We start from the raw sequence: 14,160 nt of genomic DNA on the forward strand, positions 1-14,160 counted from the left end.
CCCACCGCCCGCCCGCGCCCGCCCGCGGCCGGGGCGGCCCCCCCCCGCCCCCCCCCCCCCCCCGCCCCCCCCCCCCCACTACAGGGCGGGGCGGCCTGTTCAGGGAGCCTGCCGCGGGAACTTCAGCTCGCCACGCGCGCTGCCCATGCGGAACGGAATCGAGCGCAGCACCAGCCCGGTATTGGCCTGCACCACGAAATGCAGGTGCGGGCCACTGCTGTGGCCGGTGTTGCCGGACAGGGCGATCACTTGCCCGGCAGTCACGCTCTGCCCGGGGCGGACCTTGGCGCTGCCGGCTTGCAGATGTGCATACAGGGCCATGCTGCCGTCGCTGTGCAGTATGCGCAGCAGGCTGCCCTGCTCGCGGCTGTCGACCACCTGCATGACCCGACCATCCCGTGCGGCCGACACCGGGTTGCCTTCGGGCAGGGGGAAGTCCACCGCGTACAGGTTCTGCGCATCGGTGTGGCTGTAGTGCCCGGCGAAGGCCTGGCTGACCCGAACGTTGGCGCTCTGCAGTGGCAACAGATAGAGATGATCCTCCGGCCGCGCTGCCGGGTCGCCAGGAAACGCGTCCAGGGCCAGGCGCAGTGGATTGCCGTCATCTGCCAGCCATAACAGGCTGCGCTTCTCACCTGCGGCGAGCACGGTAGCGGCCGGTACCCGACTGTCGCCGTGCAGTCGGACCTGTACCGGACCAGCGGTCAGGTTGCTGACCACGGCGCTGCGTCCACCTGCGCGTGCCTGTAGCTGCAGGCTGGCGAAGGCGTCCGAGCTGGACGTCGCAGGCGCCGGTGTCGATGCAGCAGGCAGCCCCCACGCATCACGCCAGCGGCTGCTCGGGCTGGCTTCGACGTCGCTGGCGCACAGTAGCGCCAGTGACAGCAGTACAGGAATGGTGCGGGGCACAGTGAGGGGTCCTTGATGCAGGGCCTGATTGTGCCTGTTTGGTTGCCCTGGAAACTTATTCATCTCTTTATGCGAATAAAGCGATTGACAGTCGGGAAAGGGGCTGGCAATGTAGCATCACCATCGAGACCGGCAGAGGGACAGGCCCTTTGAAGCCGGGGCAACCAGCGGACGCGCAAGCGGCTGCGTTTGGTGCCAAATCCTGCGGTGACCTCCGTGTCCGCCGAAAGATGGTTCGTTCCGTACCGCGTGTACGGCGAACACGAGCTCCGCGAAAGCTCGATGGCCGCTCCTTATCGGATACCGCCATGAGTTTCGCCACCGCAACCGCAGTCCAGCTTGCCCCCATCGCTCTCATCGACCGTGCCGACAGCAGCAGTGCCGCTGTGCGCGGCGAGATCGAGGTGCAGCTGCGCATGCGTCACGCAGGTCAGCGTGCGCTGCGCCTGCGCTATGAGCTGGTCGGCGCGGCGGGTGCGCCGGTGGTGCTGGTGGCAGGTGGTATTTCCGCGCACCGGCATCTCGCTGCAAATGCGGGCTACGCCGAAAAGGGCTGGGTCGAAGGTCTGGTTGGCGCTGGCCGCGCGCTGGATCCTGCGTGTCGTCGCTTGCTTGGATTTGATTTCATCGGCGCCGATGGTGAGCTGGATGCGCCCATCGATACCGCCGATCAGGCCGATGCCATCGCTGCCTTGCTCGATGCACTGCATATCGAGCAGTTGCACGGCTTCGTCGGCTACTCCTATGGCGCCTTGGTCGGTCTGCAGCTTTCCATCCGCCATCCGCGACGCCTGCACAAGCTAGTCGCGGTCAGCGGCGCGCATCGTCCGCATCCATACGCATCGGCCTGGCGCGCACTGCAGCGACGCGCAGTCGCGCTGGGTCAACTGCAATGTGCAGAGAGCCACGGTCTGGCGCTGGCACGTCAGTTCGCCATGCTCAGCTACCGCACCCCGGAAGAATTTGGTGAGCGCTTCGACGCGCCACCGGAAGTCGTCAATGGCCGCGTGCGTGTCGCCGCCGAGGATTACCTCGACGCCGCCGGCGCGCAGTACGTGGCCCGCACCCGCGTCAACGCCTACCTGCGCCTGTCCGAATCCATCGATCTGCACCGGGTTGATCCGGCTGCCGTCAGCGTGCCGACCCTGGTGGTCGCGGTCGAAGGTGACCGGCTGGTGCCGCTGTCGGACCTGGTTGCGCTGGTCGAAGGCCTGGGCCAGCGCGGCAGCCTGCGTGTGCTGCGCTCGCCCTACGGCCACGACGCCTTCCTCAAAGAAACCGATCGCATTGACGCGATCCTCGCCACTGCCCTACGCCTGCCCGGAGAAACCGCATGAGCCTGTCCCACACTTCCGATATCTCCTGCAGCCGGGCCACCGCCGCGGTGCGTGCGGGCATCGACCGCGATACCGCCTACGGTGCGGTGACGCCGCCAATCGTGCTGTCGTCGAATTTCAGCTTTGATGGCTTTGGCAACAAGCGTCAGTACGACTACACCCGCAGCGGCAACCCGACCCGCGACCTGCTTGGCGAAGCATTGGCCGAGCTGGAAGGCGGTGCCGGCGGGGTGATCACCGCGACCGGCATGGGCGCGATCAATCTGGTGTTGAACGCGCTGCTGGAACCGGGCGAGCGACTGGTGGTGCCGCATGATGCCTACGGCGGCAGCTGGCGCCTGTTCAATGCGCTGGCCAAGAAGGGTCATTTCGAGCTGATCACCGCCGACCTGACCGATCCGCGCTCGCTGGCCGATGCGCTGGCGCAGTCGCCCAAGCTGGTGCTGATCGAAACCCCGTCCAATCCGCTGTTGCGCATCACCGATCTGCGCTTCGTCATCGAGGCTGCACACAAGGCCGGTGCCAAGGTGGTCGTGGACAACACTTTCCTGTCACCGGCGCTGCAGACGCCGATCGCCTTCGGTGCCGACGTGGTGCTGCATTCCACCACCAAGTACGTCAACGGCCACAGCGATGTGGTCGGTGGTGCGGTGATCGCGCGTGATGCCGAAGTACACCAGCAACTGGTGTGGTGGGCCAATGCGCTGGGCCTGACCGGTTCGCCGTTCGATGCCTTCCTGACCCTGCGCGGCCTGCGTACCCTGGATGCACGTCTGCGCGTGCACCAGCAAAACACCAGCGCCGTAGTTGAATTGCTGGCTGCCAGCGATGCCGTGTCCAATGTGTACTACCCGGGTTTGGAATCGCACCCGGGCCACGCGGTGGCGGCTCGCCAACAGAAGGGTTTCGGCGCGATGCTGTCATTCGAGCTGGCCGCTTGTGAGGGTGAAGATCCGTATGCAGCAGTGCGCGCTTTCCTGGATGGCCTGCATTACTTCACCCTTGCCGAGTCGCTGGGCGGCGTGGAAAGTCTTGTCGCGCATCCGGCAACCATGACCCACGCTGCAATGAGCGCCGATGCGCGAGCAGCGGCCGGCATCAGTGAGTGCCTGCTGCGCCTGTCGGTGGGTATCGAGTCCAGCGAGGATCTGGTCGCCGACCTGCAGGCCGGTCTTGAGCGTGCTGCCAAGGTGATTGCCCAAGCGCAGCTGAGCGCTGGCAACTGTAAAAAAACGGTGGATGCATGAGCGCGGTACTGCGTCCGCTGGAACAGCCGCAGGCGCGGCTGGTGTTGTTGGGGACGGGTACGGTCGGCTCGGCCTTTGTTGCGCGCTACCAGGCGTTGCAACAGCGGCAGCTGAGCCTGCCATCGCTGCATGTGGTGGCCAACTCGCGTATCGCCCTGGCCTGTGACGATGCGCCGGATGCGGCGCTGTCGCGTGCACGTGATGCGCAGCGGCAGGGTTACGAGCCGGTGCATCGAGAGGAAGTAGGGCGGTTACGGGTTGGTGACATCGTGGTTGATGCCACCGCCAGTGAAACCGTCGCAGCTGACCATGCACGGTGGTTGGCGCAGGGCATCCATGTGGTGACGGCCAACAAGCTGGGCAATGGCACGGGCCTTGCCCGCGCGCAGCAGATTGACGCCTCGGTTACGACCGGCAACGCCCGCTATGGCGATGCGGCCACGGTGGGTGCGGGCCTGCCGCTGTTGCGCAGCATCCGTGCACTGGTTGCCGGTGGCGACCACGTGCATGCAATTGAAGGCGTGCTATCCGGGTCGCTGGCTTGGCTGTTCGACCGTTATGACGGCAGCCAGCCGTTCTCCGCCTGTGTACGCGAAGCCGCCGCCGCCGGTTACACGGAGCCGGATCCGCGTATTGATCTGTCCGGCGAAGATGTACGCCGCAAGCTGCTGATCCTTGCACGTGCGGCGGGTGTGCCGCTGGAGGCCGATCAGATCAAGGTCGACTCACTGGTGCCAACGGCACTGGCGGCGCTGTCCTCCGAAGAGGTGGACGGATCCCTGTCGGTGCTGGACGCGCCCTTGGCCGAACGCCTGCAGCAGGCACGCTCGCAGGGTTTGAAGCTGTGCTTCGTGGGCCGGCTGGATGCGCAGGGTGCAAGCGTTGGTCTGCGTGCACTGCCGCAAGGCCATGCCCTGGCCGGCGGCAGCGGCACCGACAACCGGGTGGCGATCCACAGTGATCGCTACAACACCCAGCCGCTGCTGATCCAGGGGCCGGGTGCGGGTGCCGAAGTCACTGCGGCAGCGTTGCTGGATGATGTGCTGAACATCGTCAATCGCTGAGTGTCGATGCAGCACCCGTGGTGTGCTGCATCGGGGATTCATTGCCGACCCAAGCCGGGAGCTGGGCAGCTCGGCATCGGCTTGTACTTGCGAAGATGCCGAGCGGGCGAGAACCCTGCCATTCGCCGGTAGTGGTGCAGCTTTCAGGCCTTATGATGCAGGGGCGCTGGCGTCATGGGGCCTGCGTTGCCATTGCGCGCAGGTCGCACGTCGCTGGTTTTTTCCTCCCACAGGTGTGTTGTGTCCAAAGGTATTCTGGTTTCGCTGGCAGCTTCCCTGCTGTTCGGCTTGATGTATTACGCCAGCCCGCAGCTGGCGCCGCTGCAAGGCGGCGAGATCTTTGGCTGGCGGGTGTTGTTCGCGGTGCCGTTGATCGCGCTGATGTTGCATGTGAGCGGTGAGAAGACCCTGATCGTCGATACCCTGCGACGCGTGCGGGTTGAGCGCCGGTTGTGGTGGGCGTTGCCGTTGTGCGCGGGCATGGTCGGAGTACAGCTTTGGCTGTTTCTGTGGGCGCCGCTGCATGGCCGCGCGTTGCAGGTATCGATGGGCTACTTCCTGCTGCCCTTGGTGATGGTATTGCTGGGGCGCGTGGTTTACGGCGAGCGCCTGACGGCCCTGCAGAAGTTGGCCGTGGCCAGTGCCGCCCTCGGCGTGGGCTGGGCCTTGCTGCGCAACCATGGGCTGTCCTGGGAAATGCTGCTGGTTGCGCTGGGTTATCCGGCCTACTTCCTGTTGCGTCGGCATCTGCGTATCGGTCACCTCGGCGGGTTCTGGGTGGAACTGGTGCTGTTGCTGCCGGTGGCCTGGTGGGCGGCGATTGGTGATGGGCATCAGCTGCTGGCAGCGTTGGCGCAGAAGCCGGCCTTGTACGTATTGATTCCGCTGCTCGGGGCGATCAGCGCGGTGGCGCTGATGTGCTACATGCTGGCCTCGAAGATGCTGTCATTCAGCCTGTTCGGCCTGCTTACCTATGTGGAGCCGGTACTACTGATGCTGGCGGCCTTGCTGTTGGGTGAGAGCGTCGGTCACGGGCAGTGGCCGACCTATGTGGCGATCTGGCTGGCAGTGGCGCTGTTGGCCCTGGAGGGCGTGTTGAAGCTGGGCAGGCGCGGGGCCTGAGTGCTCAGCTGCGTTTGGCTCTGGCGGCAAGATGCTGCAGGACGGCGTCTCGGCTCATGCGCGCGCCGTTGCTGTCGACGGCGGTGAAGTCGACCCCGTTTTCCCAGAGCTGCGGGGCGAACAGCACCGCAACATCCTCGGACGCGGTCTGCGATTGCAGGTTCAACAGCCGCTGGTTGAAGCCGGCCGCACGCAGCCATGCGTTGTAGCTGGAGTTGTGCTCGGTAGCGAACTGGACCTGGTAGTGGCACTCCTTGCGCTCAGCCTCTTCAGGGCGCGCATCACACTGCGGATTCCACTGGTGCAGGCCGATCACCGCGTCGGCTTCCAGCTGCCGTTGGTTGGCGGCAGCCCAAAGCGCCACGCACATGCTGGCGCAGTGCGAGCGGACCCGCACGGTGAGGTTGTTGCGGTTGATCAGCCGAGCTGCCTCCAGTCCCGGGTTGGCATAGCCACCGCCGCTGGTGATATCGATGCGACGCACGCTGGGGTTGGCATCCAGCATTGCCTTCATCTCGCTGGCGAAGTTCCGGCCGACGCTGCCCTCGATGCGCAGCACGTTGCCGCCTTCCTGTACCGACATCTGCGCCTCGTCGATGTTCGCCATCGTCGTGGACTTCTCGCCCTGGATCACCAGCGCTGCAGGGCCTGCGTGCGGCGATGCGGCGGCAGCCGCTGCGACATCGGGTGCTGCTGTGGCTGTATCCGTTGCTGGAGGGGCCGGCTTGCGATTGCCAAAGTAGTACGCCAGCAGCAGTAGGACCACCGCGGCAAGCACCAGCTTGATCAGTGTTGCCATGCCGTTGCCGGGCGCTGCGGTACGTGCTGCCGAACGTGGGCGTCGTAGCGGTAACTGCTCGCCAGATTCCTTTCCGCCGTGCATCTGCTTCCCCTGAAGCTGCATTGTGATGGGCGATTCTGGTGTACCCGCGCGCGCCAATGCAATATGCCGTGAACGAGCTGTCGGCGGTTCGCACGTTGCCGCAGGCATCGGCGGAGCAGCCTGCGGCGTCGCGGCTGCTTTCATGGCGGCAGGAGCATCGGCAGGCACCAGCTACGGACGGGCTGGCACCTGCGCTGGGGCGCATCAGCACTCGATGACGTTGACGGCAAGGCCGCCACGGCTGGTTTCCTTGTACTTGTCCTGCATGTCGCGGCCAGTGTCGCGCATGGTCTTGATCACCTTGTCCAGCGAGACCTTGTGCTTGCCGTCGCCGCGCATGGCCATGCGGCTGGCATTGATCGCCTTCACCGAGCCCATCGCGTTGCGCTCGATGCAGGGAATCTGCACCAGCCCGCCGATCGGGTCGCAGGTCAGGCCGAGGTTGTGTTCCATGCCGATCTCGGCAGCGTTCTCGATCTGCCCGGGGTTGCCGCCCAGTGCTGCCATCAGGCCGCCAGCGGCCATCGAGCAGGCCACGCCCACTTCGCCCTGGCAACCGACCTCGGCGCCGCTGATCGAGGCGTTTTCCTTGTACAGGATGCCGATGGCGGCAGCCGTCAGCAGGAAGTTGAACACGCCCTGCTCGTTGCTGCCCGGGCAGAAGCGGTCGTAGTAGTGCAGCACCGACGGAATGATGCCGGCTGCACCGTTGGTGGGCGCGGTGACCACGCGGCCACCGGCGGCGTTTTCTTCGTTGACTGCCAAAGCGTACAGATTGACCCAGTCCAGCGTGGTCAGCGGGTCGCGCATCGCGGCCTCGGGGCGCGATGACAGCTCGCGGTACAGGGTGGGTGCGCGGCGGCTGACATTGAGGCCGCCGGGCAGGGTGCCTTCGGAACGGATGCCACGGGTCACGCAGGACTGCATCGCATCCCAGATCTCGCGCAGGCCGGCACGGATATCTTCCTCGCTGCGCCAGCACTTCTCGTTTTCGTACATCATCTGGGCGATGCTCAGGCCGCTGCGTGCAGCCTGCGCCAGCAGCTCGTCGCCGCTCTTGAACGGGTAGGGGATCGGCGTCTGGTCCGGCACGATGCGGTCATCGGCCGCGTCGTCCTCGTTGACCACGAAGCCGCCACCAACCGAGTAGTAATCACGGGTGGCGATGACCTGGTCGTCGGCATCGTAGGCGGTGAAGCGCATGCCGTTGGTGTGGTATGGCAGCTTCTGGCGCTTGTTCATGGCCAGGTCGCGCTTCTCGTCGAAGGCGATCTCGCGCAGGCCCATCAGCTTGATGCGCTTGCTGCTGCGGATGCGTTCCAGCGTGGCCGGGATGATGTCCGGGTCGATCTCGTTGGGGCGATGGCCTTCCAGGCCCAGCAGCACTGCCTTGTCGGTGCCATGGCCGCGGCCAGTCAGGGCCAGCGAGCCGAACACTTCGGCGCGGATGCGCACGGTGTTGTCCAGCTGGCCCGGATCCAGCAGCCAGCGGTGGACGAAGCGCTCGGCCGCGCGCATCGGGCCGACGGTGTGTGACGAACTCGGGCCGATGCCGATCTTGAACAGGTCGAACGTACTGACGGACATGCTGATTCTGCGTACTGCGTTGAGATGGCCGCTATTCTACGGGTTCATTGCTGCAGGCCATGTCTGCAGCGCAGCATTCTTTGCACAGGTGACGAGTGGGACTGACTCTTTATCAACGTGATGATTGCCATCTGTGCGACCTGGCGCTGGCGGTGCTGGCGCAGGCGCGGGCGCCGGAATTCGAGAGTGTGTTCATCGATGACGATGGGGCGCTGGAGGCTACCTACGGCGCGCGCGTGCCGGTGTTGCGCGATGCGGCCGGCAGGGAGTTGGAGTGGCCGTTTGATGCGGCAGTGTTGGCCGCGTGGTTGCCGCCACACCTGTAGTGCCGAGCCACGCTCGGCTGGGGGGGTACCGGTAAAGCTTCTGCCGAGCATGGCTCGGCACTACATTCCCCTCTCCCGCGTGCGAGAGAGGGGTTGGGGTGAGGGCAGCTTCTTACTTGGCGTTTAGCTTGACGATGGTGCTGATCGCGGTTTCGTTGGGGATGGTCTTGGTGTCAGCCCAGTCGCCACCACCCACGCCGAAGTCCAGGCGCTTGACCGTGGCCTTGCCGGTCAGCACCGGCTGTGTGCCCGCTGCCCAGGTGAATGTCAACGTGACCGGCTTGCTGACGCCGCGCAGCTCCAGCGTGCCGTCGGCGGCGTACTGGTTGTTGCCCAATGCGCGGAAGCCATTGGCGGTGTAACGGGCCTGGGCGAACTGTGCGACGTTGAAGAAATCCGCGCCCTGCAGGGTGGAGTCTCGGTCGGTATTGCCGCTCTTGGCGCCGACCAGCGGGATGGTCACGTCCAGTTTGCCGGCAGCCGGATTGGCCGGATCGAAGCTGACCTGGGTCTGGAAGCCGGGGAAGCTGCCGGTGAACACTTCACCGTCATACTTGGTCGCGAACACCAGGATGGAGCCGGCGCCCGGCGCCTGCTGGTAGTCGGCGGCCATGGCCGGGGCGATGGCGAGCATGCCGGCCAAGGCGGCGGCAACAGCGGCGGGGGAGGTGAGCTTGATGTTCATGCGGAATCCTTTTGCGGAAGGTTGAGCCAGCCTTGCGGCAGCATGCGTGCCAGCGTGGCATCGCGTAGATGAATGTGGTGATAGAACGCGGCGCCGGCATGCGCCAGCACCAGCAGGATCAGCGCCCAGAAGCCCCACTCGTGGATGGCATGGGAGAACTGGCTGGCCTGCTCGCTGGGGGCAACCAGCTTGGGCATTTCGACCAGCCCGAACAGCTTGAACGGACGCAGGCCACTGGCCGAGTCGTACAGCCAACCCGACAGCGGGATGGCGAACATCAGCACGTACAGCAGCCAATGCGTGGCCGAGGCAATCCGCTCCTGCCAGCTCGGGGTGCCGGGTACCGGCTCGGGCGCACCGGCGAACAGGCGCCACAACAAGCGGACAACTACCAGCACCAGTACGGTGATGCCGATGGATTTGTGCATGGTGTAGATCCAGAAGTACTTGGGCGTCTTCGGGAACTCGCCCATGGTCAGGCCGACGATGCCCAGCGCCAGGATCAGCAGGGCGATCAGCCAGTGCAGGCTTTTGCTGAGGCTGCCCCAACGTTGCGTGGTGTTTTTCAGGCTCATGGGTGTTTTTCCGTTTCTGTTGCTGATTTCAGGGCCGCGTCGGCGGCGTCTTCTAGGCTGGTGTCCGGCTCGGGTGTCGGTTCGGTGCTGGCAGGCGGTGCTTCGGCACCGGCATCACGCACGGCTTCGGCCTCGATGCGCAGCTCGACCTTGTCGCCGATCACCGAGGGCCAGGCGTTGATGCCAAAGTCGGCGCGGCTGAGCGTGGTGGTCGCCGAGAACCCGGCGGTACGCCGGAACGGCGGCAGCGGGTGGCGCTTGAGGGCATTGAGGGTGACGTCGAGCACTACCTCCCGGCTGACCCCGCGCAGGGTCAGCAGGCCGGACACACGGGCGTGGTTGGCATCAATCGGCTCGACCCGGCTGGAAACAAAGCGTGCCTGCGGGAACCGCTCGCCATCGAGCAGGTTGCGCGCCAGCGTGGCCTGGTTCCATTTGTCATCGCCCAGGTCCAGCCGGGTGATCGGTACCGCAACGTCGAGTCTGGCATTGGCCCAGTCCTGCGGGTCGAAGTCGAGTACGCCCTCGCTGCCGGAGACCGTGCCCAGCGCGTGCGAGAAGCCGGCATGTTCGATGGAGAACAGCACCCGGGTATGCACCGGATCAAGCCGGTAGCGTTCATTGGCAGCAGTGGCGGCAAAGGAGAGCAGGCCGCAGGTCAGCAGTAGCAGGCGTGGCAGCAAGGTCCGGCTCCGGGTCGGGATAGGGGATTCTAGGCGGATGCAGGTGATGGTTTGTGCGCATATTGCGCAACGGTTTGTTACGTAGTCGGCTCGGGTGACTTTGCCCGGGACAGGGGCCGGCGCTAAAGTCGCAGCGATTGGGGTGATGCATGTGGGGCCGCGATGGGGAGTGTCGGGCGTTGATGAGAGGGATTTTTCGGGGTGCACGGCTGACGGTGCTGGCGTTGCTGCTGTTGTGGCCGTGCTGGGCGGTGGCGCTGGATCTGGCTGAAACGCCGCGCATGCGGCGTCTGGGTGTGGCTGAAGGCCTGCCGTCGCGGACCGTGCTTGCGCTGGGCCAGGATCGTCAAGGCTATGTCTGGGCAGCCACCGATGACGGCCTTGCGCGCTACGACGGCACCCAACTGCGGGTATGGCGGCACGACCCGCAGGTGTCGGGCTCGCTGCCGGGCAACACCTTGGAAACCATGCTGATCGATGCACAGGACCGGGTCTGGGTGGGTGCCAACGGTGCCGGGCTGGCGATGCTGGATGCCAACCGCCAGCGCTTCACCCGCTTCGCCGAGCTGGAGGCCATCTGCAAACAGCAGGTCTGGGCGTTGGCCATGCAGGGCAGCGACCTGTGGGTGGGTACCAGCGGCAGCGGTATCTGCCTGCGGCATGCCGATGGCCGGATCAGCCGCTATCAGCATCAGCCGGATGATCCGCGCAGCCTGCCTGACGACACCATCTACGCCTTGCTGCCCGGCAAGGACGGAAGCATGTGGATCGGTACCACCAGTGGCCTTGTGCGCTGGCGGCGGGGTGACGGCTTTGCGGCTGTGCGTTCGCCACTGCTCGAAGGCAAGGATGTGATCCGCCTGAGCGGCGACCGCGATGGCGGCATCTGGGTAGGCACCGATGCCGGCCTGTACCGGGTACTTGACGACGGTACGGTGTCGGCTGCGCCATGGCCGCAGGCGGCGCAGGCGCGTGCGGCCGTGGTCCTGCATGACCGCGATGGGCGCTACTGGATGGGCAGCTCCTCCGGCCTGTATCGCGGCGATGCGCACAACCTGCAGTTGCTGGATGGTGACGGTGGCAGCGGCTTCCTGACTGCCAACAGTGGTGTGCTGGACCTGCTGCAGGATCACGAAGGCGGCATCTGGACCGCCATGTTGACCCAGGGCATGGCTTATCTGCGCCCAGACTGGTCGCGGTTTTCCAGCCACTACCAGCTCAACGGAAAATCGCTGGAGAGCCTGTACCTGATCAATTCCGTCGCCGACGGCAAGGGCTTTCTGGTGGTCGGCGGCCATGGCCTGTACCAATTGGATGCGGCCGGCAAGCTGTCGCAGCTGGCCGGCGATGCGCAACTCGGCCCTGGCAGCATCTGGTCGGTGCAGCGCGGCAGTGATGGGGTGATCTGGCTGGGCCGCGCCGGTGGGATCACCCTGTACCGGCCATCGGATAGGCAGGTGCGGCGGATCGATCTGGGCGTTGGTGACGATCCAACCCAGCGCGCGGATCTGATGCGGCTGGCGGCCGACGGCAGCATGTGGCTGTCCATCATCAATTACGGCCTGCAGCACCGAGCGGCCGATGGTCGCTTGTTGGCGGACTATCCGCAGGGAACGGTCTCCGGCCTGCCCGAAAAGCTGGTTGAGCAGCTGCGACAGGGCGCCGACGGCAGCCTGTGGTTGGTTGGCGGCGGCGGCGTGCAGCGTTTTGATGGCCAACGCTTTGTCGTCGTCCCAGGCGTTTCGGAGGGAATGGTGTATGACCTGGTGTTCCTCGCCGATGGCAGCGCCTGGTTGGCGCGTGATGGCGCGTTGGAACATTACGCTCATGACGCGGATGGTTTTTCCCTGCTACAGCGGTTGAGCGCCGATGAAGGGGTGCCGGCAGTAGCGATGGGGGGGCTGGTAGTGGGCTGCAGTGGCCAATTATGGGCAACCACGACCCGCGGACTGCTGTGGTGGCAACCGGGTGCGGCGCGGGTGCGGGTACTGGAAGAAGGTGATGGCCTGACCGATACCGAGTTCACCGCCCGGCCACCCGCACATGCGGGTTGTGGGCGGGCCTTGGCGGTGTCTGCGACAGGCCTGCTCAGCTTCAATCCTGATGCCAAGATCACCGCGCCGGTGGGCTCGCAACTGGTGATCGAGTCGATCGGCGTGCGTCGCGACGATGCTGCACGCGAGCAGCGGTTGAAAGGGGCATCGATTCACCTCGGTCCTGAGGATCGCGATCTGCGGGTGACCGGACGCCTGCTGTCCTATGTCGATCCAGCGCGGCACCGTTTCCGCGTCCAGATCGAAGGTTACGATCAGAACTGGGTGGATCTGGGTAGCGATGGTGAACGCCTGGTATCGCGCCTGCCTGCCGGCAGTTACCGGATGCAGGTGCAGGGTGCAGCCGCTGATGGTCCATGGACACCACCACAGACATTGCAGATCGAGGTCGCACCATCGTGGTGGCGCAGCAACTGGGCACTGGCGGCATGGGCGTTGCTGCTCGGAGTGTTGGCGGCGGCAGCGGTGCTTGGATACCGGCGGCGTGAGCGTCGGCGCAATGAATGGCAGCTGGCGCTGCACAAGCAGGAATTGGCCGAACAGGCCTCGCAGGCGAAAACCCGCTTCCTGGCGACCTTGGGCCATGAGGTGCGCACGCCGTTGACCGGTGTCCTGGGCATGAGCGAGTTGTTGCTGAGCACCGACCTGGACGAACGTCAGCAGCGCTTTGCCGGTGCGATCCAGCAAGCCGGCACGCACCTGCTGGCCTTGGTCAATGACGCGCTGGACCTGGCACGTATCGAAGCCGGCAAGCTGGAGCTTGATAATCGTCCTTTCGACCTCGGCCGCCTGCTGCAGGAAGTGAGTGCTCTGATGGCACCGATGGCGGAGCGTCGCGGGCTGGTGTTCGAGGCTGCTGTGCCGTTTGCGACGCCAGTGATGGTGGTGGGTGATGCCATGCGCCTGCGGCAGATCCTGATGAATCTGCTGGGCAATGCAATCAAGTTCACCGAGCGTGGCAAGGTCGCGGTGGGCGCGCAGCTGCTGCCAGGGCATGGCGGCATCTGCCTGAGCGTCAGCGATACCGGGCCGGGCATCAGTGCCGAGCAGCAGAGTCGTTTGTTCCAGCGTTTTGAGCAGGCTGATGGCAATCGCACCGCATCGCGCTACGGTGGCAGTGGCCTGGGCCTGGCGATCTGTCAGGAACTTGCAATGGCAATGGGCGGCAACATCCGCGTCGAGAGCCGTCTGGGCGAAGGCGCCTGCTTCGTGCTTGAAGTGCCGTTGCCATGGCAGCACGCGGCCAGCGCCGGGGCTGCCGCTGCCGAGCCCGCGGTCGCGCTGCGGCCATTGAAAATACTGCTGGTTGAAGATGACCCTACCGTGGCCCAGGTGATTACCGGCCTACTGACCGCGCGTGGCCATCAGGTGATACATGCCGCACACGGCCTGGCTGCGTTGGCCGAGGTGGGTGAGCAGGCATTCGATGTGGGTCTGCTGGATCTGGATCTGCCGGCCCTGGATGGCATTGCGCTGGCCGACCAGCTGCGTGGTTCCGGCCACCGTTTCCCGTTGATCGCGGTCACCGCGCGCGCGGACGCGCAGGCCGAACAGCTGGCGCGCGCTGCAGGTATGAAGGGTTTCCTGCGCAAGCCGGTAACCGGGCAGATGCTGGTCGATGCGATCGCTGATGCGTTGGCGCCGGGACAGGCACAATAGTCGCCATCACAGGCGCGCCGTGCGGCGTA

12 protein-coding genes and 1 riboswitch are annotated in these 14,160 nt (G+C 65.4%); of the genes, 6 read left to right on the forward strand and 6 right to left on the reverse strand.

The annotated features are described in order from the left end of the window. Window positions 1-99 precede the first annotated feature (99 nt). On the reverse strand, window positions 100-909 hold the full coding sequence (locus tag ACVOLS_RS08920; RefSeq protein WP_481545344.1) for a M23 family metallopeptidase: 810 nt from the start codon (window positions 907-909) through the stop codon (window positions 100-102). Between the two features lie 117 nt (window positions 910-1,026). Next, window positions 1,027-1,146: riboswitch (SAM riboswitch) on the forward strand. A 71-nt stretch (window positions 1,147-1,217) separates the two neighbouring features. On the opposite strand from ACVOLS_RS08920, the gene metX reads away from it, so the two are divergent. The 4 genes from metX (at window position 1,218) to rarD (ending at window position 5,679) form a co-directional block, all read left to right on the forward strand. After that, window positions 1,218-2,246: a homoserine O-succinyltransferase MetX gene (metX, locus tag ACVOLS_RS08925; RefSeq protein WP_481545345.1), complete on the forward strand. Its 1,029-nt coding sequence runs from the start codon at window positions 1,218-1,220 to the stop codon at window positions 2,244-2,246. Continuing rightward, entirely contained in the window at window positions 2,243-3,493 is a 1,251-nt protein-coding gene (locus tag ACVOLS_RS08930; RefSeq protein WP_481545346.1) for an O-succinylhomoserine (thiol)-lyase, read from the forward strand. The genes metX and ACVOLS_RS08930 overlap by 4 nt, the downstream gene beginning before the upstream one ends. Further along, entirely contained in the window at window positions 3,490-4,557 is a 1,068-nt protein-coding gene (locus tag ACVOLS_RS08935; RefSeq protein ID WP_481545347.1) for a homoserine dehydrogenase family protein, read from the forward strand. The genes ACVOLS_RS08930 and ACVOLS_RS08935 overlap by 4 nt, the downstream gene beginning before the upstream one ends. A gap of 240 nt (window positions 4,558-4,797) precedes the next feature. Next, window positions 4,798-5,679: an EamA family transporter RarD gene (rarD, locus tag ACVOLS_RS08940; protein ID WP_481545348.1), complete on the forward strand. Its 882-nt coding sequence runs from the start codon at window positions 4,798-4,800 to the stop codon at window positions 5,677-5,679. Window positions 5,680-5,683: 4 nt separating this feature from the next. On the opposite strand, the gene ACVOLS_RS08945 is transcribed toward rarD, so the two are convergent. Both ACVOLS_RS08945 and ACVOLS_RS08950 read right to left on the reverse strand, forming a co-directional pair. Next, window positions 5,684-6,478: a hypothetical protein gene (locus ACVOLS_RS08945; RefSeq protein ID WP_481545349.1), complete on the reverse strand. Its 795-nt coding sequence runs from the start codon at window positions 6,476-6,478 to the stop codon at window positions 5,684-5,686. A gap of 288 nt (window positions 6,479-6,766) precedes the next feature. After that, window positions 6,767-8,149, reverse strand: coding sequence for an L-serine ammonia-lyase (locus ACVOLS_RS08950; RefSeq protein WP_481545350.1), 1,383 nt, complete (start codon window positions 8,147-8,149; stop codon window positions 6,767-6,769). Window positions 8,150-8,244: 95 nt separating this feature from the next. On the opposite strand from ACVOLS_RS08950, the gene ACVOLS_RS08955 reads away from it, so the two are divergent. After that, window positions 8,245-8,475, forward strand: a complete 231-nt coding sequence (locus ACVOLS_RS08955; protein ID WP_481545351.1) for a glutaredoxin family protein — start codon at window positions 8,245-8,247, stop codon at window positions 8,473-8,475. Between the two features lie 112 nt (window positions 8,476-8,587). On the opposite strand, the gene ACVOLS_RS08960 is transcribed toward ACVOLS_RS08955, so the two are convergent. From ACVOLS_RS08960 to ACVOLS_RS08970, 3 genes are read right to left on the reverse strand one after another with little or no spacing between them, the layout of a single operon-like run. Continuing rightward, window positions 8,588-9,160, reverse strand: coding sequence for a YceI family protein (locus ACVOLS_RS08960; RefSeq protein ID WP_481545352.1), 573 nt, complete (start codon window positions 9,158-9,160; stop codon window positions 8,588-8,590). Then, window positions 9,157-9,735, reverse strand: a complete 579-nt coding sequence (locus tag ACVOLS_RS08965) for a cytochrome b (protein WP_481545353.1) — start codon at window positions 9,733-9,735, stop codon at window positions 9,157-9,159. The genes ACVOLS_RS08960 and ACVOLS_RS08965 overlap by 4 nt, the downstream gene beginning before the upstream one ends. Then, the gene (locus ACVOLS_RS08970) at window positions 9,732-10,418 is read right to left on the reverse strand and encodes a YceI family protein (RefSeq protein ID WP_481545354.1); all 687 of its coding nucleotides are present in this window, start codon (window positions 10,416-10,418) and stop codon (window positions 9,732-9,734) included. Before ACVOLS_RS08970 ends, ACVOLS_RS08965 begins: the two co-directional genes overlap by 4 nt. Window positions 10,419-10,600: 182 nt before the next feature. Here ACVOLS_RS08970 and ACVOLS_RS08975 point away from each other — a divergent pair, with 182 nt between their 5' ends. Continuing rightward, entirely contained in the window at window positions 10,601-14,131 is a 3,531-nt protein-coding gene (locus tag ACVOLS_RS08975) for a hybrid sensor histidine kinase/response regulator (protein WP_481545355.1), read from the forward strand. Window positions 14,132-14,160: the final 29 nt, after the last annotated feature.

It is taken from the genome of Stenotrophomonas sp. STEN038, from assembly GCF_056759895.1.

Bases quoted from the DNA above. Each gene is read 5' to 3' on its own strand.
- ACVOLS_RS08935 (WP_481545347.1), top strand. From the start codon at position 3,490: ATGAGCGCGGTACTGCGTCCGCTGGAACAGCCGCAGGCGCGGCTGGTG.
- ACVOLS_RS08945 (WP_481545349.1), bottom strand. From the start codon at position 6,478: ATGGCAACACTGATCAAGCTGGTGCTTGCCGCGGTGGTCCTACTGCTG.
- ACVOLS_RS08960 (WP_481545352.1), bottom strand. From the start codon at position 9,160: ATGAACATCAAGCTCACCTCCCCCGCCGCTGTTGCCGCCGCCTTGGCC.
- metX (WP_481545345.1), top strand. From the start codon at position 1,218: ATGAGTTTCGCCACCGCAACCGCAGTCCAGCTTGCCCCCATCGCTCTC.
- ACVOLS_RS08965 (WP_481545353.1), bottom strand. From the start codon at position 9,735: ATGAGCCTGAAAAACACCACGCAACGTTGGGGCAGCCTCAGCAAAAGC.
- ACVOLS_RS08975 (WP_481545355.1), top strand. From the start codon at position 10,601: ATGAGAGGGATTTTTCGGGGTGCACGGCTGACGGTGCTGGCGTTGCTG.
- ACVOLS_RS08950 (WP_481545350.1), bottom strand. From the start codon at position 8,149: ATGTCCGTCAGTACGTTCGACCTGTTCAAGATCGGCATCGGCCCGAGT.
- ACVOLS_RS08930 (WP_481545346.1), top strand. From the start codon at position 2,243: ATGAGCCTGTCCCACACTTCCGATATCTCCTGCAGCCGGGCCACCGCC.